The 22,761-nt window shown below is 66.2% G+C and carries 15 protein-coding genes; 12 read left to right on the forward strand and 3 right to left on the reverse strand.

All coding sequences use genetic code 11. The features are described 5' to 3' along the window. Window positions 1-159 precede the first annotated feature (159 nt). The 9 genes from ccmI to NUU27_RS19585 all read left to right on the forward strand — a co-directional run bounded on the left by ccmI (window position 160) and on the right by NUU27_RS19585 (window position 12,552). Window positions 160-1,275, forward strand: a complete 1,116-nt coding sequence (ccmI, locus tag NUU27_RS19545) for a c-type cytochrome biogenesis protein CcmI (RefSeq protein ID WP_257763855.1) — start codon at window positions 160-162, stop codon at window positions 1,273-1,275. A gap of 7 nt (window positions 1,276-1,282) precedes the next feature. After that, on the forward strand, window positions 1,283-1,717 hold the full coding sequence (ccmE, locus tag NUU27_RS19550; RefSeq protein ID WP_257763856.1) for a cytochrome c maturation protein CcmE: 435 nt from the start codon (window positions 1,283-1,285) through the stop codon (window positions 1,715-1,717). Between the two features lie 164 nt (window positions 1,718-1,881). Next, on the forward strand, window positions 1,882-3,873 hold the full coding sequence (locus NUU27_RS19555) for a heme lyase CcmF/NrfE family subunit (RefSeq protein WP_257763858.1): 1,992 nt from the start codon (window positions 1,882-1,884) through the stop codon (window positions 3,871-3,873). Continuing rightward, the gene (locus NUU27_RS19560; RefSeq protein WP_257763859.1) at window positions 3,870-4,343 is read left to right on the forward strand and encodes a cytochrome c-type biogenesis protein; all 474 of its coding nucleotides are present in this window, start codon (window positions 3,870-3,872) and stop codon (window positions 4,341-4,343) included. Before NUU27_RS19555 ends, NUU27_RS19560 begins: the two co-directional genes overlap by 4 nt. 75 nt (window positions 4,344-4,418) lie before the next feature. Beyond that, the gene (locus tag NUU27_RS19565; RefSeq protein ID WP_257763861.1) at window positions 4,419-5,645 is read left to right on the forward strand and encodes a bifunctional alpha/beta hydrolase/OsmC family protein; all 1,227 of its coding nucleotides are present in this window, start codon (window positions 4,419-4,421) and stop codon (window positions 5,643-5,645) included. A gap of 128 nt (window positions 5,646-5,773) precedes the next feature. Continuing rightward, window positions 5,774-7,321, forward strand: coding sequence for a DegQ family serine endoprotease (locus tag NUU27_RS19570; protein WP_257763862.1), 1,548 nt, complete (start codon window positions 5,774-5,776; stop codon window positions 7,319-7,321). A 123-nt stretch (window positions 7,322-7,444) separates the two neighbouring features. After that, the gene (locus NUU27_RS19575; protein WP_257763863.1) at window positions 7,445-8,116 is read left to right on the forward strand and encodes a response regulator transcription factor; all 672 of its coding nucleotides are present in this window, start codon (window positions 7,445-7,447) and stop codon (window positions 8,114-8,116) included. Beyond that, complete coding sequence (locus NUU27_RS19580) at window positions 8,116-9,540, forward strand: HAMP domain-containing sensor histidine kinase (protein ID WP_257763864.1); 1,425 nt, start codon at window positions 8,116-8,118, stop codon at window positions 9,538-9,540. The genes NUU27_RS19575 and NUU27_RS19580 overlap by 1 nt, the downstream gene beginning before the upstream one ends. Before the next feature lie 60 nt (window positions 9,541-9,600). Next, window positions 9,601-12,552 (forward strand): bifunctional [glutamine synthetase] adenylyltransferase/[glutamine synthetase]-adenylyl-L-tyrosine phosphorylase, encoded by a 2,952-nt coding sequence (locus NUU27_RS19585; RefSeq protein ID WP_257763865.1) that lies wholly within the window; start codon window positions 9,601-9,603, stop codon window positions 12,550-12,552. Between the two features lie 12 nt (window positions 12,553-12,564). On the opposite strand, the gene NUU27_RS19590 is transcribed toward NUU27_RS19585, so the two are convergent. Next, the gene (locus NUU27_RS19590) at window positions 12,565-14,898 is read right to left on the reverse strand and encodes a PAS domain-containing sensor histidine kinase (protein WP_374567645.1); all 2,334 of its coding nucleotides are present in this window, start codon (window positions 14,896-14,898) and stop codon (window positions 12,565-12,567) included. A gap of 130 nt (window positions 14,899-15,028) precedes the next feature. After that, window positions 15,029-17,674, reverse strand: coding sequence for an aminopeptidase N (gene pepN / locus NUU27_RS19595; RefSeq protein ID WP_257763869.1), 2,646 nt, complete (start codon window positions 17,672-17,674; stop codon window positions 15,029-15,031). Window positions 17,675-17,861: 187 nt separating this feature from the next. Between pepN and NUU27_RS19600 the strand changes: the two genes are divergently transcribed. Together NUU27_RS19600 and NUU27_RS19605 are read left to right on the forward strand one after the other, a co-directional pair. Further along, window positions 17,862-20,165: a xanthine dehydrogenase family protein molybdopterin-binding subunit gene (locus tag NUU27_RS19600; RefSeq protein ID WP_257763870.1), complete on the forward strand. Its 2,304-nt coding sequence runs from the start codon at window positions 17,862-17,864 to the stop codon at window positions 20,163-20,165. Between the two features lie 68 nt (window positions 20,166-20,233). Beyond that, the gene (locus NUU27_RS19605) at window positions 20,234-21,187 is read left to right on the forward strand and encodes a DMT family transporter (protein ID WP_257763871.1); all 954 of its coding nucleotides are present in this window, start codon (window positions 20,234-20,236) and stop codon (window positions 21,185-21,187) included. Here the strand turns inward: NUU27_RS19605 and NUU27_RS19610 are convergent. Continuing rightward, entirely contained in the window at window positions 21,182-21,985 is an 804-nt protein-coding gene (locus tag NUU27_RS19610; RefSeq protein ID WP_257763873.1) for a helix-turn-helix domain-containing protein, read from the reverse strand. The genes NUU27_RS19605 and NUU27_RS19610 overlap by 6 nt on opposite strands. Before the next feature lie 246 nt (window positions 21,986-22,231). Between NUU27_RS19610 and NUU27_RS19615 the strand changes: the two genes are divergently transcribed. Further along, window positions 22,232-22,627, forward strand: a complete 396-nt coding sequence (locus NUU27_RS19615; protein ID WP_257763874.1) for a hypothetical protein — start codon at window positions 22,232-22,234, stop codon at window positions 22,625-22,627. Window positions 22,628-22,761 lie beyond the last annotated feature (134 nt).

Genomic DNA, 22,761 nt, shown 5'->3' on the forward strand with positions numbered 1-22,761 from the left:
CCTAGGGCGCGACCGCGGGATCAACGAGAGGCCGCCCGAGCTGGCCGACTCTGTTGAATTTCCAGTGCCTTGTGCGTTCTGCGGCCGGGTGCGCGCACGCCAAATGGCCGCAGGCGAGGCGAGTTGGCAGAGTTGCGCAGGACCGCTATTTAGAGCGCCATGTTGTTCTGGATCCTTGCAGCACTTCTCACGCTCGTCGCCGCTCTCGCGGTGATGCGGCCGTTTGCTGCTCGCAGGCCGGCGACAGCCGCCAGCACCGCCTATGACATCGAGGTCTACCGCGATCAGTTGAACGAGCTCGCCAGGGATGTCGAGCGCGGGCTGATCGGCCCTGAGGAGGCGGAACAGGCGCGCGCCGAGATCGGTCGCCGGATCCTGAAGGTCTCCGAAGGGGCCGACGAGCCCGCCGGCACCGGCGAGGGCCGGTTACTGGTACGCTTGACGGCGGCTGCCGCGATCGCCGCGGTGCCCTTGATCAGCTGGGGGGTCTATACCGTCATCGGGTCTCCCGGCATGCCTTCGCAGCCGCTCCAGGCCCGGCTGCAGCAGGATCCGGCAAATGCCTCGATCGAGGAACTGGTCGGGCGCGCCGAGGCGCATCTCGCCGACAACCCGCAGGATGTCCGAGGCTGGCAGGTTCTCGCACCGGTCTATATGCGTCTTGGCCGCTTCGCGGATGCCGAAACGGCGCTGCGCAACATCATCCGTCTGTCTGCTGCAACGGCGGAATTGCAGGCGGCTCTCGGTGAAGTCATCACCGCCCGGGCGCAGGGCCTGGTGACCGCGGACGCCGAGGCCGCTTTCCAGGAAGCGCTTGCGCTCGATGTGCAGAACCCGAAAGCACGGTTCTTCATCGCCCTGGCGCGGGCTCAGGAAGGCATGATGGACGATGCGCGCGATGCCTGGCGCGCCATGCAGGCGGACCTGCCGGAGGGCTCGCCATGGCGCGAGGCGGCGGCGCAGGCGCTGGCAAGCGGCGCCGACGAGCAGGCGCCCGGACCGACCAGCGAGGACGTCGCAGCTGCCTCGCAGATGTCGCAGGACGATCGGCAATCCATGGTCGCTGGAATGGTGGCGCGCCTCGACGAAAAACTGCGCGAAAACCCGGCCGATCCGGAAGGCTGGCGCCGTCTCGTGCGTTCGTACATGGTGTTGGAGAAGCCGGACGAGGCCCGCTCGGCACTGGAGCGCGGCATGTCGGCGCTCGGTGCGAACACGGCGGAAGGCCGGGAACTTTTGACCTTCGCCAAGGGCCTCGGCGTCGAAATCGAATAGGTGTGATGTGACACGTAAGCAGAAACGGTTGGCGATCATTGGCGGTGCGGTCGGCTTCCTCGCCGTAGCCACGGGACTGACCCTTTATGCGCTGCGTCAGCAGACCTCCTATTTCTACATGCCTGGGGATCTGGAGGAGCGGCCGGTGGCGGCCGGTCAGCGCATCCGCCTTGGCGGCCTTGTCGAAAAGGGATCGATCCTGCGCGGCGACGACACGCATGTGCGCTTCGCGGTGACAGACGGGGCGACGTCGGTGATGGTGACGTATTCCGGCATCCTGCCGGATCTGTTCCGTGAGGAGCAGGGGGTGGTGACGGAGGGCTCGTTCAACGCCGATCACGTGTTTGTGGCCGACAGCGTGCTTGCCAAGCACGACGAGAACTATATGCCCAAGGAAGTGGCGAACAGTCTCAAGGAAAAGGGTGTCTGGCAGGAGAATTAGAGCATTTTGCAGTCAGGTGGAATCACCTGACGTCGCATAAATACGGAATAACAATGAGATAGAGCGGGACACCGTTTCCATGAAACGATGAACCGCTCTAGCATCGGCGGGAAGCCCCGTGAGGCGACCGGCCAAAACCGAATCCGCATGGAGCGCGTTCAAGGATGAACATCGAACTCGGTCATTTTGCACTCGTTCTGGCCTTTGCGCTGGCCGTGGTGCAGACATGCGTGCCGATCATCGGCGGACGCATGAGAAGCGAGCTTCTCATGCGCGTCGGCGAGCCCGCCGCGATCACCGGTTTCGCGCTGATCGCCCTGTCCTTCGCCACGCTCGTTCTGGCCTATGTGCAGTCCGACTTCTCGGTGCTGAACGTGTGGGAGAACTCCCACGCGGCCAAGCCGCTTCTGTTCAAGATCACCGGCACCTGGGGCAATCATGAAGGCTCCATGCTGCTGTGGGTGCTGATCCTGTCCTTCTTCGGCGCTCTGGTCGCCGTCTTCGGGCGCAATCTGCCCCTGTCTCTGCGGGCCAACGTGCTCGGCGTGCAGGGAGCCATCGGCTGCGCCTTCCTGCTCTTCATCCTGGTGACCTCCAACCCGTTTACCCGCCTTTCGCCGGCGCCGATGCAGGGCAAGGACCTCAACCCGATCCTTCAGGACATCGGCCTGGCGGTGCATCCGCCGCTTCTCTATCTCGGCTATGTCGGCTTCTCGATCGCCTTCTCCTTCGCGATCGCGGCGCTGATCGAGGGGCGCATCGACGCCGCCTGGGCGCGTTGGGTCCGTCCCTGGACACTGGCCGCTTGGATGTTCCTGACCGGCGGTATAGCGATGGGATCCTACTGGGCCTATTACGAACTGGGCTGGGGCGGTTTCTGGTTCTGGGACCCGGTCGAGAACGCGTCGCTCCTTCCTTGGCTCGGCGGCACGGCGCTGCTGCATTCGGCCCTTGTGATGGAGAAGCGCTCGGCCCTGAAAATCTGGACCGTCCTGCTCGCCATCCTCACCTTCTCGCTGTCGCTGCTGGGAACCTTCCTGGTGCGCTCCGGCGTTCTCACTTCCGTGCATGCCTTCGCCACCGATCCGGCGCGCGGCGTCTTCATCCTGGCTATCCTCGTTCTCTTCATCGGCGGCTCCCTGGCACTCTTTGCCTGGCGCGCGGCCTCGCTTTCCGCCGGCGGCCTGTTTCAGCCGATCTCGCGTGAGGGAGCGCTTGTCCTCAACAATCTGCTGTTGACGACGGCGACGGCGACCGTGCTCATCGGGACGCTCTACCCGCTCTTGATCGAGGCGGTGATCGGCGACAAGATCTCCGTCGGCCCGCCCTTCTTCAACCTCACCTTCGGTCCTCTCATGCTGCCGCTGCTGGTCATCGTGCCCTTCGGGCCGCTTCTGGCGTGGAAGCGCGCAGACCTGTGGGCGGCGGCGCAGCGCCTGTTCGCGGCCTTCGGTGCCGCATTGCTGGTCGCGCTCTTGTCTTATGCGCTGGTCGATCAGGCATCGGTCCTGGCGGCGCTCGGCATCGGGCTCGGCGTCTGGCTGGTGCTCGGGGCGCTCACGGACCTGGTGTTCAAATCGGGCCTGGGCAAGGTCCCGGCGGCCGTCGCCTGGCGCCGGCTCGCCGGTCTGCCGCGCTCCGTCTTCGGAACGGCGCTCGCCCATTCCGGGCTCGGGCTCACCATGATCGGCATCGTCTCCGTGACGGCCTTGCAGGCCGAACGCATCGTCGCCATGCAGCCCGGCGACACGGTGGAGATTCGTGGCCATGTGCTGCGTTTCGACAGTCTTCGCCCCTTCACCGGGCCGAACTACACGGAGGACCAGGCGCTTTTCGTCCTCACGCGCACAACGGGCGCCGAGCGCGGCACAATCGTCTCCTCCAAGCGTCTCTATCCGGCGCGCCAGATGCCGACGACGGAAGCCGGCATCAAGACGCTGGGGCTCAGCCAGCTCTATGTTTCGCTGGGCGACAAGACCCCGAGCGGTTCGCTGGTGGTCCGCATCTGGTGGAAGCCGCTGGTCACGCTGATCTGGCTCGGCGCGCTGGTGATGATGGCGGGTGGTGCCGTCTCGCTGCTGGATCGTCGGCTGCGCGTCGGCGCACCCATGCCGCGCAAGGCGATGGCGGCGGCTGCCAGGGGCGGCAACGCATGAGGCGCAGGCTCAGAATCGCTCTTTTCGCGCTGGCTACGGCGACGCTGTTGTGGAGCGCTCCGGTGCGTGCCGTGCAGCCCGACGAGGTGTTGAGCGATCCGGCCCTCGAGCAACGCGCCCGCGATCTGTCGGCGGAACTGCGCTGCATGGTCTGTCAGAACCAGTCGATCGACGATTCCGACGCCGAGCTCGCGCGGGACCTGCGCATCCTCGTCCGTGACCGCCTTGAGGCTGGCGACAGCAACGAGCAGGTGCTCGACTACATCGTCGCCCGCTACGGCGAATTCGTTCTCCTCAAGCCGCGCCTGAACGTGAAGACCGTGCTCCTGTGGAGCGCGCCGCTCCTGTTCCTGCTGATCGGCGGCTCCGTCCTCCTCGCCAATGCGCGCCAGCGCAGGAAGAGCGCCCAGCCGACGCTCAGCAAGGACGAGGAAGCGCGGCTTGACCGGATCTTGAACGATCGGGATTGACGAGCGTCCTCAACCCCCTATGCGGCCGCGGTAATTCGGCCTAGCCTGCCCGGTTGGTGACAGGCGAGGACGAAGATGCAGAAGCTCGAATTCGAGGGACATTCCGGCGCCACGCTCGTGGCGCGTCTCGATTTGCCGAACGGTCCCGTGCGGGCCTACGCGCTTTTCGCGCATTGCTTCACCTGTTCGAGCGACGTTCCGGCGGTGCGCAGCATCGGCGCTGAGCTCGCGCGGGAGGGGATTGCGGTGCTCGGCTTCGACTTCACGGGACTTGGCGCCAGCGATGGCGCGTTCGGCTCGACGGACTTCGCCACCAATCTGGCCGATCTTCTTTGCGCGATCGAGTTCCTGCGCGCGCATTACGAGGCGCCGTCCGTCCTGATCGGCCATTCCCTCGGCGGAGCCGCGGTCCTGGCGCTTGCCGGCGCGCTCGCCGACATCCGGGCGGTGGTCACCATCGGCGCTCCTGCCGACACCGCTCGCGTCTTGAAGAACCTCGGCACCTCCCTCGACGCCGTTGAACGGCAGGGCGAGGCGGATGCCTCGCTGGCCGGCCACAGCTTCCGCATCTCCCGGCAATTCGTCGAGGACGTGGAGCGGCACACCCTGCTCGACGCTGTAAAGGCGATGCGCAAGCCGCTGCTGATCATGCACGCGCCGCTCGACGAGATTGTCGGCATCGAAAACGCAACCAGGATCTTCCTTGCCGCCAAGCACCCCAAGAGCTTCGTCTCGCTCGACAAGAGCGACCACATGCTCACCGATCCGGCCGACACCGCGTTTGCCGCCAGCGTGATCTCCGGCTGGCTGTCGCGCTACATCGCGGCGGATCTTCCGCAGGGAAGCGAAGCCTTGGAGCACGTGCGTGTCATGGAAACCGGTCAGGGCCGGTTTCAGAACGCCGTGCAGGCCGGCAGGCACCGGCTCTTCGCCGACGAGCCGGAGAGCGTCGGCGGGCTCGATTCGGGACCCTCGCCCTATGACTTCCTGTCGATCGCGCTCAGCGCCTGTACGGCGATGACGCTGCGCATGTATGCCGAACGCAAGGGCCTGGAGCTTGGCCGGCTCAGCGTCGACGTCGCGCATGCGAAGGTCCATGCCGAGGATTGTGCGGACTGTGCGGAGGAGCTGAAGAAAGAAGGGCGCATCGATCGCTTCGAGCGCAGGATCACGGTCGACGGCGAGATTTCCGAGGCGACCCGCGACAAGCTGGTCGAGATCGCCGGCAAGTGCCCGGTGCATCGCACGCTCGAGCGCGTGGCCCATGTCCAAACACGGGTGGAGTGGGGCGGCGGCGCTTGAGGTCCTAGCGAAGATTACCAAAAATTCATCGTCAGGAAATGGCGTTGTAATGTGCCGGCAGCTATCTCTCCAATCGAAACGCGCCTTCCGCGCGTCGAAAAAGTGAATTCTCAAGAGGATAGATCACCATGCATCAGGACCCGAAAAGCCAGACCACGAAGCGCGGCGTCATCGGCAGGGGACGCGGTCGCCTGATGGCGACGATCGCCTCCGTCGCTATCGCCGGCGCCATCGGTCTCGGCGTTGTGACGAGCGGGACGGCACCTGTGCTTGCAGAGGCGGTGCGGATGGAGCAGCCGGTTCAGGCTCCGAGCTTCGCCGACATCGTCGAGAAGGTTTCGCCCGCCGTCGTCAGCGTGCGCGTCAAGGCGGATGTCGAGACCGCCTCCGACGATGGCAGCGGTTCCTCGTTCTTCGACATGCCCGGCTTCCAGGACCTGCCCGACGGCCACCCGCTGAAGCGCTTCTTCCGCGAGTTCCGCGGCGACCAGTGGCCGCGCTCCGAACGGCGCGCTCCGCCGCGGCATCGCGTCCGGCCGGTCTCGCAGGGCTCCGGCTTCTTCATCTCCGGGGACGGCTATCTCGTTACCAACAACCATGTGGTCGAGGGCGGCAGCCAGTACACGGTCGTCATGGATGACGGCTCCGAGCTCGACGCCAAGTTGATCGGCACCGATCCGCGCACCGATCTCGCGGTGCTGAAGGTCGATGACAAGCGCGAATTCACCTATGTGGCCTTTGCCGACGACGCCAAGGTTCGGGTCGGCGACTGGGTGGTCGCGGTCGGCAATCCGTTCGGTCTCGGCGGCACCGTGACGGCCGGCATCGTGTCGGCCCGCGGGCGCGACATCGGCGCGGGCCCCTACGACGATTTCATCCAGATCGACGCCGCGGTGAACCGCGGCAATTCGGGCGGCCCCGCCTTCAGCCTTTCCGGCGAGGTGGTGGGCATCAACACGGCGATTTTCTCGCCGTCGGGCGGCAATGTCGGCATCGCCTTCGCCATCCCGGCTTCGATCGCCAAACAGGTGGTCGATCAGCTGATCAAGGACGGATCGGTCCAGCGCGGCTGGCTCGGCGTGCAAATCCAGCCGGTGTCGAAGGACATCGCCGAATCGGTCGGCTTGGACGAGGAGAAGGGCGCGCTCGTGGCCGATGCCCAGGACGGCGAGCCGGCAGCCAAGGCGGGCATCCGGTCGGGTGACATCATCGTCGCCCTCGACGGCCAGACGGTCGATTCGCCCAAGGAGCTCGCGCGCCGGGTTGCCGGTTTCGCGCCGGGCAACGAGGTCGACGTCACCGTGTGGCGCGACGGCAAGACGCAGGACCTGAAGGTCAAGCTGTCCGACATGCCGGCTCCCGACAGGGTGGCATCGGCCCAGGGCGAGACGCCGCGGTCGAGCGCCGTGGACGCGCAGTTCGGCCTGAAGGTGACCCCGGCCGAAGACGGCCGGGGGCTGGTCGTGACCGACGTCGAGCCCGGCAGCGCCGCCGACGAACGCGGCATCCGCCCCGGCGATCTGATCCTCATGGTCAATTCCCGGGAAGTGACGTCCGGCAAGGATGTCGAGGATGCGGTGGCCGCCGCCGTGAAGGCGGGGCGCAAGGCCGTGCTCGTCCAGATCGAGCGCGACGATGCCAGCCGCTTCGTTGCGCTGCCGACGAGCGAGGGCTGATCCTCATCGAGCGAAGCTTCCCCGCGGTACGCCGTGGGGGAGTTTTGGCGGATCGGGGCGGGCCTTCGGCCACCGGCGACAAAGTCTGGCGCGGCCCGTGGCGTTCGGGGTTATAAGGACGACATGAAGATTCTCGTCATAGAAGATGATCGCGAGGCGGCGGACTATCTGAAGAACGCCCTTACGGAGGCCGGTCACACGGCCGACGTGGCGCGCGATGGCGACAGCGGCTTCTCCATGGCCGAAACCGGAAGCTACGACATCTACGTGATCGACAGGATGCTGCCCCGCCGTGACGGCCTGTCGATCATCACCGAACTGCGGAAAGGGGGCAACGAGACGCCGGCGCTGATCCTGTCCGCCCTCGGCGAGGTCGACGACCGGGTGACGGGGCTGCGGGCCGGCGGCGACGACTATCTCACCAAGCCCTATGCCTTCTCCGAGCTGCTGGCCCGCATCGAGGTTCTGAAGCGCCGCGCCGGCGCCAAGGAGATCGAGACGGTTTACCGGGTCGGCGACCTGGAGCTCGACCGCCTGTCGCACACGGTGCGCCGTTCGGGGCAGGAGATCGCGCTCCAGCCGCGCGAGTTCCGGCTGCTCGAATACATGATGCGCCACGCCGGCCAGGTGGTCACCCGCACCATGCTCCTGGAGAATGTCTGGGATTATCACTTCGACCCGCAGACCAACGTCATCGACGTGCACATCTCCCGTCTGCGCGGCAAGATCGAGAAGGGTTTTGAAAAACCGCTGCTGCACACGGTGCGCGGTGCCGGCTACATGCTGAAGGACTGATGGCCCGGCTTCTCGCGATCCTCAACACGACGGCTGCGCGCCTTTCGGCGCTTTATCTGCTTCTCTTTGCCGTCTGCGCCACCGTCCTCGTCATCTACATGACGTCGCTCTCCGCGCGCATGATCGTCTCGCAGACGCGGGACGCGATCAACGAGGAGGTGCGCGGCCTCGATCGCGCCTACCAGCGCGGCGGATTGCCGTTTCTGGTCCGCGTCGTGGAGGCGCGCGCGCGCCAGCCCGGCGCCAATCTCTACCTGCTTGCCGACGCCAACGGGCGCATCCTGTCCGGCAATGTCGAGAGCCTGCAGCCGGGCATTCTCGACGCGCCCGGCTGGACCGAGCGTCCCTTCACCTACACCCGCTTCGGCGAGAGCGAGCAGCGCCTGAACGCGCCGCCGAATGCCAGGCACGAGGCGATGGCCGTCGTCTTCCGCCTGCCCAACCAGATCATCGTGTTGGTCGGCCGCGATCTCGGCGAGCCGGAAAAGTTCCGCGGCGTCATGCAGCGGGCGCTCGTGGTGACACTCGCCATCATGAGCCTTGGCGCACTCTTGATCTGGTATTTCGTCGGCCGCCGGGCGCTGAAACGCATCGACCGCGTGTCCGCCGCAAGCCGCCGCATCATGGCCGGCGATCTTTCCGGGCGGCTGCCGATCTCAAGCGCCGGCGACGAGTTCGACCGGCTGTCGGACAATCTCAACAAGATGCTCGACCGCATCGCGGCCCTGAACGAGGGGCTGCGCCAGGTTTCCGACAACATTGCCCATGACCTGAAGACCCCCTTGACGCGGCTGCGCAACCGGGCGGAAGCGGCCTTGGCCGGCAAGCAGAAGACCGCCGATTACCGCGAGGCGCTGGAGCGCACCATCGCCGAGTCGGATCAGCTCATCCGCACCTTCAACGCCATCCTGATGATCTCCCGTCTGGAGGCCGGATACTCGGCCGAGACGACGTCCAGGATCGATCTGCAGGCGATTGTCGCCGATGTCGTGGAGCTCTACGAGCCGGCTGCGGAAGAGGAGGGGGTCATGCTGGTGGCGCGGGCCGACATGCCGCTGGAACTGCAGGGCAACCGGGAGCTGATCGGGCAGGCACTGTCGAACATCGTCGACAACGCGATCAAATATTCGGCGGGCTCCGGAGAGGCGCCGCGCGTCGAGGTGTCCCTGGAAAAGGCCGGTGGGGAGGTTCGCCTGTCGGTGCGCGACAACGGGCCCGGCGTGCCGCCGCAGGATCGCGACCGCGTCACCGAGCGTTTCGTCCGACTGGAGGAAAGCCGCACGCAGCCGGGATCGGGCCTCGGCCTCAGTCTTGCAAAGGCCGTCATGACATTTCATGGTGGGCGCCTCGAATTCGCCGACAACGACCCCGGTCTCGCGGTGGCGATGGTGTTTCCCGCCGGCGCTTTCATGCGGAAGTCCTGATCGACCTCGGGCGGGGCGGCGTGCGGGGAGAGGGTCGGGACGTCTGGAAAGGATGCATGAATGGCGCACAGCGCTGTCGTCGACGCAAGTGCATGGTTCGGAAGGCCGGCCGATCCCCTGAAACCAGTCGATGAGGATGAAGCGCGGGAAGCGTTGGAGATCGTCGCCGACGCAGCCCGGGAAGCCGGTTGTGCGAAGCTTGGCTCCCTTCTCGACAGCGACGTTCCGCTGAAGCATTTCCTGGCTGCCGCCTTCGGGCTCTCGCCCTTCCTGCGCGACTGCGCACGGCGCAACCCCCATATGCTCGAAGCGCTGTTCGAGGCACCGCTGGAGGCGCGCCTGGAGGCGCTGATCCACGCGATCGACCAAAGCGCCTTTCCGCAGGACCAGAGCGAAAGCGGGATCATGAAGGCCCTGCGCGGCTTCAAGACCGAGGCGCATGCCCTCATCGCCCTGGCACGCCTTGCCGGAGCGGCGGACACGGAGCTGACGACGCGGCGGCTCAGCGCCCTGGCGGATGCCTGTGTGCGAGCCGCCGTCAACCACCTGCTTCTCGATGCGAACCGGGCGGGAAAGGTCAGGCTGCCGGAGCCCGCCGATCCGGCGAAAGGCAGCGGCTGGATCGTGCTCGCGATGGGCAAGCTCGGCGCAAACGAGCTCAACTTCTCCTCCGACATCGATCTCATCGTGCTCGTCGATCCGCAGGCGCCGGCGATCATCGATGCCTATGAGGCGGTCGATCTGTTCGTCCGGCTGACGCGGCGCCTGGTGCGGATCCTCCAGGACCGCACGGAAAACGGCTATGTCTTCCGCACGGATCTGCGTCTGCGCCCCGATCCGGGGTCCACCCCGCTCGCCATACCGGTCGACGCCGCGCTTCACTATTACGAGGGCCGCGGGCAGAACTGGGAGCGCGCGGCGATGATCAAGGCGCGGCCGATCGCCGGCGATCTGGCGGCGGGGACCGCCTTCCTCAGGGAACTGCAGCCCTATGTGTGGCGCAAGTATCTCGACTATGCGGCGATCGCCGACGTCCATTCCATCAAGCGCCAGATCCACGCCCACAAGGGGCATGGCGAGGTGGCGGTCAAGGGCCACAATGTCAAGCTCGGGCGCGGCGGCATCCGTGAGATCGAGTTCTTCGTGCAGACCCAGCAGCTCATCGCCGGCGGGCGCTTTCCCGAACTGCGCGGCCGGCAGACGGTCGCCATGCTTGCAGAGCTCGCCGCCTGCGGATGGATCGACGCCGAAGCACGCGATGCACTGACCAGGCAGTACTGGTTCCTGCGCGACGTGGAGCACGCGCTGCAGATGGTCGCCGACGAGCAGACCCATATGCTGCCGGAGGACGACGAGGGGCTCGAGCGGATCGCCCATCTGTTGGGCTTCGACAGCGCAGAGGCCTTCTCGGACACGTTCCGCGAGTCGCTGCGGCTCGTCGAAAGACATTACGCGGCGCTTTTCGAGACCGCGCCGCAGCTCTCGCGCGGCATCGGCAATCTTGTCTTCACCGGCGATGTCGACGATCCGGGCACGCTGGAGACGCTGGCCCAACTCGGCTTTTCGCGGCCGAGCGACATGTGCAGGGTCATTCGCGGCTGGCACTATGGCCGCTACAAGGCCACGCAATCGGCCGAGGCGCGTGAACGGCTGACCGAACTGACGCCCGCCCTGCTGGAGGCCCTTGGCGGCACCCGCCGTGCCGACGAGGCCCTGCTGCGCTTCGATGCGTTCCTCGCCGGCCTGCCGGCGGGCATCCAGCTCTTCTCGCTGCTGCAGTCGAACCCGGCGCTGCTCGACATGCTGGTCAGCATCATGGGCGCCGCACCGCGCCTTGCCGCGATCATCACGAAAAGGCCGCATGTTTTCGACGGCCTGCTCGATCCGGCCCTGCTCTCCGAGCTTCCCGACAGGGCCTATCTGGCCGAACGCCTCGAATCTTTCCTGGCCGGTGCCCAGATCTACGAGGACATTCTCGACCGACTGCGGATTTTCTCCGCCGAGCAGAAGTTCCTGATCGGCATTCGCCTCCTCACCGGTGCCATCGACGCGATGCGTGCCGGCAAGGCCTTTTCCGATCTTGCGGATCTGACCGTCAGCGCCGCGCTCGACGCGGTGATCGAGACCTTCGCCGTCCGGCACGGCAGGATCGCCGGGGGGCGGGTGGTCATTCTGGGCATGGGCAAGCTCGGCAGCCGCGAATTGACGGCCGGCTCCGACATCGATCTCATCCTCCTCTACGACCATGCGCCGGACGCGGAGTATTCGGATGGCGAAAAGCCGCTCGCGCCTTCGGAGTATTATGCGCGCCTGACGCAGCGGCTCATCGCCGCCGTGTCGGCGCCCACCGCCGAGGGCGTGCTTTACGAGCTGGACCTGCGGCTTCGGCCGTCTGGCAACAAGGGACCCGTGGCGACCGAGATCGGCGCCTTCGGCCGCTATCAGCGCCAGGATGCCTGGACGTGGGAGCACATGGCGCTGACGCGTGCGCGGACGATCGCCGGAGACCGGAGCCTCCGGGACCGTGTCGAGGCCGAGGTGGTGGAGGTCCTGGCGCTGCAGCGCCAGCACGGCAAGATCCGCGCCGAGGCGGTGGAGATGCGCGCGCTCCTGGAGAAGGAGAAGCCGCCGCGCGACGTGTGGGACCTGAAGCTGATACCGGGCGGCCTGATCGATCTGGAGTTTATCGCCCAGGTCGCCGTGCTTGTCGGCAGCGTCGACCGCCGCGAGCGGTCGACCGCGACCGCCGAGATCCTCGCGGAGCTGTCCCCCTCGTTCTGCCCGCCCCAGGCGCGCCAGGAGCTGGTCGATGCCCATCATCTCTACACGATGCTGAGCCAGACCACGCGCCTGTGCCTCGACGGCGGATTCGACCCGGACGAGGCACCGCCCGGTTTCATCGATCTCCTGCTGCGCCAGACGGACCTGCCGGACCTGTCGGTGCTGGCCGCGCATGTGGAGGAGACCGCCGCGCGGGTGCGCGGCCATTTCGAGCGTCTTTTGAAAAGCTGACCGCGCCGTCGCTCAGGCGGCCGCCGCGGTCTTCTTCTGCTCTGCGGGGATGCGCACTGCGACGATGGTGCCGACGCCTTCCGTGGAGCGGATCTTCAGCACGCCGCCGTGAAGCTCGGCGAGCGACCGCGAGATGGCGAGCCCGAGGCCCGAGCCGGTGTGGTTCTTCGAGAACTGGTTCTGCACCTGCTCGAAGGGACGGCCGAGCTTCTGCAGCGCTTCGCGCGGAATGCCGCAGCCCGAATCCTCGATGATCAGCGTCACCGCCGGTCCCACCCTGCGGGCGCGCAGGGTGATGTGACCGCCTTCTCCGGTGAACTTCACCGCGTTCGACAGGAGGTTGATGACGATCTGCTTGATGGCGCGGCGGTCCGCGAACATCGTCATCGTCTCCGGAATATCGGCCTTCACCTCGATGGATTTCTCCGCCGCCTGCAGCACCACCACGCGCATCGTCTCGCGGATCAGCGGGCACAGGTCGATCTCCTCGCGCTCTACCGAGAACTGGCCGGCCTCGATCTTCGACATGTCGAGAATGTCGTTGATGACGCCGAGCAGATACGAGCCGCTCGAATAGATGTCGTGCACATACTCCTCATAGCGCTCCGAGCCGAGCGAGCCGAACATGCCCGACTGCATCACCTCGGAGAAGCCGATGATGGCGTTGAGCGGGGTCCTCAGCTCATGCGACATGTTGGCGAGGAACTCCGATTTCGCCCGGTTGGCTGCCTCGGCGCGCTCCGTTTCGCGCATGTATTTCCGGTTTAACTCGCTGAGCTCGCGCGTCCGCTCCTGCTCGGCACGCCGCGCGATGCTGAGATCGTGGATCGTCGCCATCAGGCGGCGTTCGCTGTCCACCAGCTTGCCCTGATGCTGCTTCAACTGCGTGATGTCGGTGCCGACGGAGACGGTGCCTCCATCGCGGGTTTTCAGTTCCGTGACCTGCAGCCAGCGGCCGTTGGAAAGCTGGCGCTCATAGGTGGCGCTGTTGCTCGAGCCGCTCGCATTGACCAGGCGGCGCTCCGAGCGGAACGCTGGAGCCATGGCCTCTATGTCGCGCCGCCGCACGCCGGGCACGATCGCGCTCGGGTCGACACCCATGTCCTGCTGGTACTTTGAGTTGCACATCACCAGCCGTTCCGCGTAATCCCACAGGACGAAGCTTTCGGTGATGTTCTCGATTGCCGTCCGCAGCCGGAGATCGGCCGCTTCCGTCTGCTGCACGAGGGTGCGCTGTTCGGTGACGTCGACGGCGATCCCGATCAGATGGAGCTCGGGCGCCTGCGGGTCCACCACCTGGGCGCGGGCGCGCATCCACACCCAGTGCCCGTCCGCGTGGCGCATGCGGAAGACGCGGTCCACATGGTCGATCTCGCGTGCCATGATGCGGTTGGCCAGGTCGAACAGGTCGCCGTCGTCCGGATGGATGATGGTCGAGACCTCGCCGAAGGACAGCATCTCCTCGGTCGGCTCGTAGCCCAGCATGTCGAACATCGAGCGCGACCAGAACATCTTGCCGCGCACCATGTCCCAGTCCCACAGGCCGCATTTGCCGCGCACCATCGCCATGTCGATCCGCTGATGCGCTTCCAGATAGATGCGGTCGGCGGCCTGCGCCCGCGCCGCCTGGCTGAAATAGGCGTAGAGGATCACGATCAGGATGCCCGCTGTCAGGGAGAACAGCGTCACGTTGAGCGAAACGGCGCGCCGCCACTCGGCGAAAAGGGCATCGCGCGAGGTCATGGCGACCGCCGCGCCGTCCTGGCCGCGGATATAGACCAGCGAGACGAGCCACGGCTCGCCGCCGATCCACACGTCCATCACGCCGGCCCGCGCGCCGAACAGGAACAGCGGTTGCCCGCCCGTCAGCATGTCTTCCAGCGTGTTGCCGACAAGATCCTGGCCGTTCGACGAGCTGGCGATCACGGTGGAGCTTGCATCGGTGACGGCGAGCACCTGCCGCTCGGCCCTGCCGATGCGGCGCGAGGCTTCTTCGATGAACATGCGCGCGCGCTGCGCATTGTCCTGCTCGCTCGCCTCGATGGAAAGCGTCGTGGCGAGCGAGTCGGCCGCCAGCGCCAGCATCGTGCGGGCGTCCCGCTCGATATCGTCGCGCCAGTTGAGCAGCGACAGGAGGCGCGCCGCGGCAACGACCAGCAGGAAGATGATGATCAGGACGGGGATCGAACGACGCAGATGAGGCTCGATCGCCAGCAGCCGCTCATAAGCGGGCGCAGCGATGATCTTGGCGTTGCCGGCCAGTCCCATGCGCGACGCGCGTCGGTGTCGCGGTATGGCAGAGATGCCCGCAATCAGGGGCACAGCCCATCCCTCCGCCTTCGCCATCCGACGGGCTCCCTCGTTCCTCGTTGTGCCAGGTGATTCGGTATCGCCTGCGTCCGAATCACCCATAAGGAATCAAAGGTGATTCGCCTTGTCCAGAGGGTTTGGTAAAAAAGGGCTTAACGGGGTCGGATCAGGCGAGCGTGCGTTCCACGATGTCGGCAAGATCGCGGGACAGATCTTCGCGTTGCGCCATCTCCTGCAGGATCTGCCTGGCCTTTTCGCGCCTGCCGCCTTCGAGCGACCGCCAGGAGCGGAACGCCGTCGCCAGCCTCGCCGCCACCTGCGGGTTGTGCTTCTCGAGCGCCATCACGATATCGGCCACCAGCCGGTAACCGGACCCGTCCGCTGCATGGAAGGCCGTCTGGTTGGCCATGGCGAAGGTGCCGATCAGCGCGCGCACGCGGTTCGGATTGGTCAGCGAGAAATGCGGATGGTCCATCAGTTGGCGGATCAGCGCCACCGTGTCGGGCGAGGGAACCGTCGCCTGGATCTGGAACCACTTGTCGAGGACCAGCGGGTTCTCGCGGTACTGCTCCTCGAAGCGGGCGAGGGCCTGGCGGCTGTCCTCCGTATCGTGGAAGTGGTGCGCGAGCACCGTCAGCGCCGCGGCGCGGTCGGTCATGTTGTCGGCATCGTCGAACTGCCGCTTCGCCGGCGCGGGCTCGCCCTGCGCCAGCGCCAGATATTCGAGCAGCGCGTTGCGCATCGCACGGCGGCCGGCGCCTTCCGCGTCGGGCGAGAAGGGGGCGTTGTCCCGCAGCCCGGCATAGAGGCCCTCGAAACCGTCCCGGCCCGCCCGGGCGATCGCCGTGAGAAGGGCGCTGCGCGCGCCGTAGATCGCGTCGGGATCGATGTTCTCGCCGATCTCGCGCGCCACGTCGGCTTCCCCCGGCAAGGTCAGCGCCAGCGCGCGGAATGCCGGCTCCAGCGCATCGTCGCCGGCCAGTTCGGCCGCGGCCGAGACGAGGTCGTCCGGAAAATCCGGCTGGCCGCCGCCGCGCAGCTTGCGGGTGGCGGCGATCAGCGCGTCGGTGAACAGCGTGTTGAGCGCCTGCCAGCGCGAAAAGGGGTCGCTGTCGTGGCGGGCGAGGAACAGCCGGTCCTGCGGCCTGCTTTCGATCGACAGGGTGACGGGCGCGGAGAAGCCGCGGTTGATCGACAGGACTGGTCGTGCGTCAACACCGGTAAAGCGCACCGTGTGATGCCGCTTGCGCACATGGATGACGCCGTTTTCGACGGCGGCCCCCTCGACATCCGCATACCGGATGTCCGCGCCGTCCGCCCCGACCAGCCCGAAGGCGAGCGGAATGTGCATCAGCCGCTTGCGGCTTTCGGAGGGCGTCGGCGGCACCGACTGCTCGATCTCCACGGTGAAACTGCGCTCCGCGGCGTCGTAGCGCCAGGCGACCGCCACGTTCGGCGTCCCCGCCTGGTGATACCAGAGCGCGAACTGCGACAGGTCGCGCCCCGCCGCATCCTCGAACGCCTTCACGAAATCCTCGATGGTCACGGCCTGGCCGTCGTGGCGCTCGAAATAGAGATCCATGCCGGCCCGGAAGGCCTCGGCGCCGAGAACGGTGCGTATCATGCGCACCACCTCCGACCCTTTTTCATAGACGGTCGCCGTGTAGAAATTGTTGATCTCCCGATAGCGGCGCGGCCGCACCGGATGCGCCAGCGGGCCCTGGTCTTCCGGAAACTGGTGCGCGCGCAGCGTTCTCACCTCGGAGATGCGCTTGACGGCGCGCGAGCGCTGGTCGGCGGAGAATTCATGGTCGCGGAAGACCGTCAGGCCTTCCTTAAGGCAAAGCTGGAACCAATCGCGGCAAGTGATTCTGTTGCCTGTCCAATTGTGGAAATACTCATGGGCGATGATGGCCTCGATATTGGCGAAGTCGAGGTCGGTTGCCGTGTCCTCGTCGGCCAGCACGTACTTGTCGTTGAAGACGTTGAGACCCTTGTTCTCCATCGCCCCCATGTTGAAGTCGGAGACGGCGACAATGTTGAAGACGTCGAGATCGTATTCGCGGCCGAACCGCTCCTCGTCCCAGCGCATGGAGCGTTTCAGCGCATCCATCGCATAGGTGGCGCGCGGCTCCTTGCCGTGCTCCACATAGATGGCAAGGTCCACGGTGCGGCCCGAGGCGGTGGTGAACGTGTCCTTCACCGCCCCAAGATCGCCCGCCACCAGGGCGAAGAGATAGGATGGCTTGGGATGCGGATCGTGCCAGACGGCGAAATGCCTGTCTTCGCCGATCAGGCCGCTTTCGACCGGATTGCCGTTCGACAGAAGAAGGGGCACTTCAGCGCGGGCCGCCTCGATGCGCACGGTGTAGACGCTCAGAATGTCCGGGCGGTCGAGAAAATAGGTGATGCGGCGAAAGCCCTCCGCCTCGCATTGGGTGCAGAAGACGCCATTGGAGACGTAGAGCCCCATCAACGCCTTGTTGCGGGACGGCTGGAGCCGTGTCTCGATGGTCAGCGTGAAGCGCTGCGCCCGCGGTGGCCTGGCGAGCGTCAGCTTGTCGGGCGATGCCTCGAAGCCGTCGGCCTGCGCCTTCCTGCCATCGACAGAGAAAGCCGCAAGCACCAGCCCGTCGCCGTCGAGCACCAGTGGCGAATCGGCCGGTGCCCCGTCCCGCCGCTCGACCGTCAGCACCGCCGTGACGATCGTCTCATCCGGCGCCAGCCGGAAGGTCAGCGCCACCTCGGGGATGAGGTAGTCGCTCGGTCGGTAGTCCTCGAGACGAAAGATCTGGCCGCTGTCCCTGCGCATCATCACTCTTTCTATGACCTGTGTGGCGGTCGGGCAAATCGTCCGCTCGCGTGGCCCAACAAAATCGGATTGCTGCTCTTTACACAAGGATGCGGCTCGACAAAACTAACGTCAGCAAGTCGCTCGACTGTTTCCAGCCAGCTCACCGAAAGTCGGCCAAGCCCGATTTGGCCAGAAGGGATTCCGCATGACTGTGATGACGCCGAAATTCGGCATGGGAGCTTCCGTGCGCCGCAAGGAGGACGCGGCATTCATCACCGGCAAGGGACACTATACGGACGATTTCTCGCCCGCAGGCACGCTGCATCTTTATGTGCTGCGCTCGCCGGTCGCCAATGCGCGCTTCACGATCGCTTCCACCGATGCCGCAAAGGGCGCCAAGGGTGTCCATCTGGTGCTGACGGGGGCCGATGTCGCGCATCTGGCGGACCTGAAGTCCGGCGCCATGCAGAAGCAGCCGGACGGCACCCGCGCGCCCACCCGCGACATCCCGATCCTGTGCCGCGACCACGTCCGCTATGTCGGCGATGCCGTCGCGCTCGTGGTGGCCGACAGCCGCCTTGAGGCGCAGGACGCGGCCGAACTGATCGAGGTTGAATACGAGGACGAGGAGGCCATCGCCGAAACGGCCAGGGCGCTGTCGGACGATGTGCCGCTGGTCTGGCCCGAACTCGGCTCCAACCGTGCCTTCCTTTACCATGTGGGCGACAAGGCGAAGGCCGAGGCGGCTTTCGCGAGGGCCGATCACGTCACGCGCATCGAGTTCACCAACAACAGGCTCGTCTGCAACTATATGGAGCCGCGTGCCGCCCTTGCCGAGTGGCGGGAGGAGGAGGGCCGTTTCGTCCTGACGACGGGGTCGCAGGGCGTCCATTCGATGCGCGGCATCCTCAGCAAGACCTTCGGCATAGAGCTGGAGCAACTGCGGGTGATCACGCCCGACGTGGGCGGCGGTTTCGGCCCCAAATCGTTCGTCTACCGCGAATATGCGATGGTTATGGAAGCGGCAAAGCGCCTCGGCCGTCCGGTCAAATGGACCGGCGACCGCAGCGAGCATTTCATGACCGACGCGCAGGGCCGCGACAATGTCGTGACCGCCGAGATGGCGCTCGACAAGGAGGGCCGGTTCCTCGCACTGCGCGTCGACCTCACCGCCAATATGGGCGCATATATCTCGCAATACGCCCCCTTCATTCCGTTTGTCGGTGTCTCCATGTCGACGGGTGTCTACGACATTACGGCGCTCGACGTGACCATCAACGGCGTCTACACCAACACCTGCCCTGTCGATGCCTATCGTGGCGCGGGGCGGCCGGAAGCGGCCTTCCTGCTCGAGAAGCTCGTCGATGCTTGCGCCCGTGACCTGGGGCTCGGGCGTGACGAGATCCGGCGCCGCAACTTCATCCGGCCCGAGCAGTTTCCCTACCGCACCCAGACCGGCCGCCTCTATGACGTCGGCGAGTTCGAGGGACACATGAACCTCGCCATGGAACGGGCAGGGTGGGCGAAATTCGAGGAGCGGCTGGAAGGCTCGCGGAAGGCCGGCCTGCTGCGCGGCATCGGCATGGCGACCTATATCGAGGCCTGTGCCTTCGCCGGTTCCGAGCCGGCCCATGTGCGGCTCAATGCCGATGGCACGGTGACGCTCCTGATCGGCACCCAGTCGAACGGCCAGGGGCACGCCACTGCCTATGCGCAGTTCGTTGCCGACAAGCTCGACATCGACATCGACAGGATCACGGTGCGTCAGGGCGACACCGACGAACTGGTCTCGGGTGGCGGCACCGGCGGGTCGCGCTCCATTCCGCTCGGCGGCGTTTCGTCGGCCCGCGCGGGCGAGGATCTGGCCGACAAGATCCGCAAGATCGCCGCCGACGAGCTCGAGGCTTCCATCGACGACATCGAGCTCGTCGACGGCACGGCGCGCATCGTCGGCACCGACCGCAGCATCGGCTTCGACGGCATTGCCAAGGCGGCCAAGCGGCCGGAGGACCTGCAGGGATTCGGCGAGTTCGTGCAGGAGGAGGCGACCTATCCCAACGGCACGCATATCTGCGAGGTCGAGATCGATCCCGAGACCGGCAAGGTGGAGGTGGTCGCCTATTGGATCGTCGACGATTTCGGCGCCACGGTGAACCCGATGCTGCTCGCCGGCCAGGTGCATGGCGGCGTGGTGCAAGGGCTCGGCCAGGCCCTGACGGAGGACACGGTCTATTCCGAGGACGGGCAGTTGGTGACCGCGAGCTTCATGGACTATGCCATGCCGCGCGCCGACGACGTGCCGTTCATCCACTTCGAGACGCGCAACGTGCCCTCGACCACCAACGCGCTCGGCATCAAGGGGGCCGGCGAGGCGGGCACCATCGGTGCCACGCCGGCGGTCCTCAACGCCGTGACCGATGCTCTCTTCCGCGGCTATGGCGTGCGTCACATCGAGATGCCGACGACGCCGGCGCGCGTCTGGCAGACCATCCGGGAGGCCAGGGGCTGATCGTGCACAACCCGCCGTTCTCCGTCCCGCCACCAGCGGCGCGAACCGCCTGTCTCGGATTATAGATCATGCCAGCCGCGGCGGAACTTGGCGTCGAACGCCAGCCACTCATCGGAATCGCGCTCAAGATCGTCTCGGTTTCCATTTTCGTCGTCATGTCCTCGCTGATCAAATCGGCGGGGACGGTGCCGGCGGGCCAGATCGTCTTCTACCGGTCCTTCTTCGCCATCTTCCCGATCCTGGCGATGCTCGCCTGGCGGCGGGAGCTCGCCACCGCCTTCCGCACCACGCGGCCCGTCGGCCATGTGATGCGGGGCCTCGTCGGGGTGGTGTCGATGGGACTTGGCTTCTTCGGCCTGACACGCCTGCCGCTGCCCGACGCCATCACCCTGAATTACGCGCAACCGCTGATCGTCGTGGTCTTCTCGGCCGTCTTCATGGGTGAAGTGGTGCGCATCTACCGCTGGAGCGCGGTGGCGGTCGGCTTCCTCGGCGTCGTCATCATCGCCTGGCCCAACCTCTCCTTGCTCACCGGGGCGCGGGCGCTGGAAGCAGGGCAGGGCGTCGGCGTCGTGGCGGTGCTGCTTGCCGCCGCCGCGTCGGCCGTCGCGATGCTCCTCGTCCGCAAGCTGGTGAAGACCGAGAAGACGGCGACCATCGTGCTGTGGTTCTCGGTGACGGCGACCGTCCTCGCCTTATGCACCATCCCGTTCGGCTGGGAGGCGCTCACCCGGGAGCAGTTTCTGGCGCTGGCCGGCGCCGGCGTGTGCGGCGGCGTCGCGCAGATCCTGATGACGGAGTGCTACCGCCACGCGGAACTGTCGACGATCGCTCCTTTCGAGTACACGTCGATGATCCTGGCGATCGTCATCGGCTACTTCGCCTTCGGCGACGTGCCGACGCTCTACACGCTGAGCGGCGGGGTGATCGTCATCGGGGCCGGCCTGTTCATCATCTGGCGCGAGCGTCAGCTCGGCCTGCGGCGCGTCGCCGCCCGCCGTTTCGTGCCGCCGAGCTCATGAGCGGCCCTGCGCCATCTTCTGCAGATAGGCGGCGGTCGCCGCATCGGCCGGGAAGAAGCTCTCGATCGCCAGCTCGGAGAGCGTGACGTCGAGCGGCGTGCCGAACACCGTCGTGGTGGTGATGAAGGAGAGGTCTTCCGTGCCGAGCCTGAGGCGCAGCGGCACGGCGATCGCATCGGTCTCCCGCGGTCGCGGCTTCGGAGCGCCGTGCGGCACGGGATAGGCGGCCAGCTCCCTTTCCAGGGCGGCCAGCGCCGGATCGGCCACCTGATCGTTGAGATGGCGCAGCCGCTCCAGCACATGCGCGCGCCAGGCGGAGAAATTGACGATGCTGGAGGCGAGTCCGTCCGGGTGAAGGCTGAGCCGCAGCACGTTCACCGGCGGCTTCATCAGCTCCGCATCCCGCACGCCGGCCAGGAGCGGCGCAATGGCGCCGTTCGCGGCGACCATCCTCCAGTGCCGGTCGATGGCGATGGCGGGGTTCGGAGCGTGCCCGTCGAGCACGAGCTGCACCGCATCCATGGCCGGCTTCAGCGCCGGATCATCGATCGGCCGCTCCGAAAAGCTCGGCGCATAGCCCGCCGCCAGCAGCATCCGGTTGCGCTGCCGAAGGGGCACGTCCAGGCATTCCGTCAGGTGGAGCACCATGTCGCGCGAGGGCTGCGAGCGCCCGCTTTCGACGAAGCTCAGATGACGCTGCGAGATGCCTGCGTCGAGCGCCAGGTGCAGCTGGCTCATGCGCCGGTGCTGGCGCCATTCGCGCAGCAGAGAGCCGAAACCGGTGTCGATGGTTTTCATGTCTGTTCTCAGCATGGCGCTAGTGGTCTGACCGAAACAGATGGTCCCCATCTGTTTCGATAAGTCAGCCCACAAGCTATTGATCTGGTGGGGCGATTTTTCCCAACAGATGGGTACCATCTGTTGGGATCGCACCACTAGATTAGCGCGGACGAATGGGGTTTCCATTACCTCACGCGTAATCGCCAGCGCGCGCTTCCAGCTTCAATCTCGGGCCATTCGCAACCCGAACCTGGAGTTCTGACAATGCAACTCGCCATATCCCCATTTCTGCGCAAGACCCTTCTGCTCGATGCGGTTGTCAGCGGCGCCGCGGCGCTGCTGATGCTCTTCGGCGCCAACCTTCTGGCGCCGCTCCTCGGCCTGCCGGCGGCGCTCCTGTTCTGGGCCGGGCTCGTGCTCGTCCCCTTCGTGGCGCTTCTGGCGCTCACCGCGCGGCGGGCGAGCGCCCCGCGCCTGCTCCTGCTCGACGTCGTGATCGCCAACGGGCTGTGGGTGATCGGCAGCCTCGCCCTGCTGGCGACGGGCCTTGTGGCGCCCACGCTGCTCGGTGTCCTGTTCGTCCTCGCGCAGGCCCTGGCGGTGGCCCTGTTCGCGGCGCTGCAGCTCGCCGGTCTCAGGCAGGCAGCGCAAGCCGCTTGAGACGCGGCACCCTTTCGCGCGCCCTCTGCCGTCGGGCAATTCCCCTTTTGAGGATAGGGCAATCGCCGATGTCAGCCGCGAGACCGCCCAGTTGTCGGGTGCGGCAATTCCACATATCGTTCAGAGTTGATGAC

The sequence above is a fragment of the Nitratireductor sp. ZSWI3 genome (assembly GCF_024655565.1).
GTDB lineage: Bacteria > Pseudomonadota > Alphaproteobacteria > Rhizobiales > Rhizobiaceae > Nitratireductor.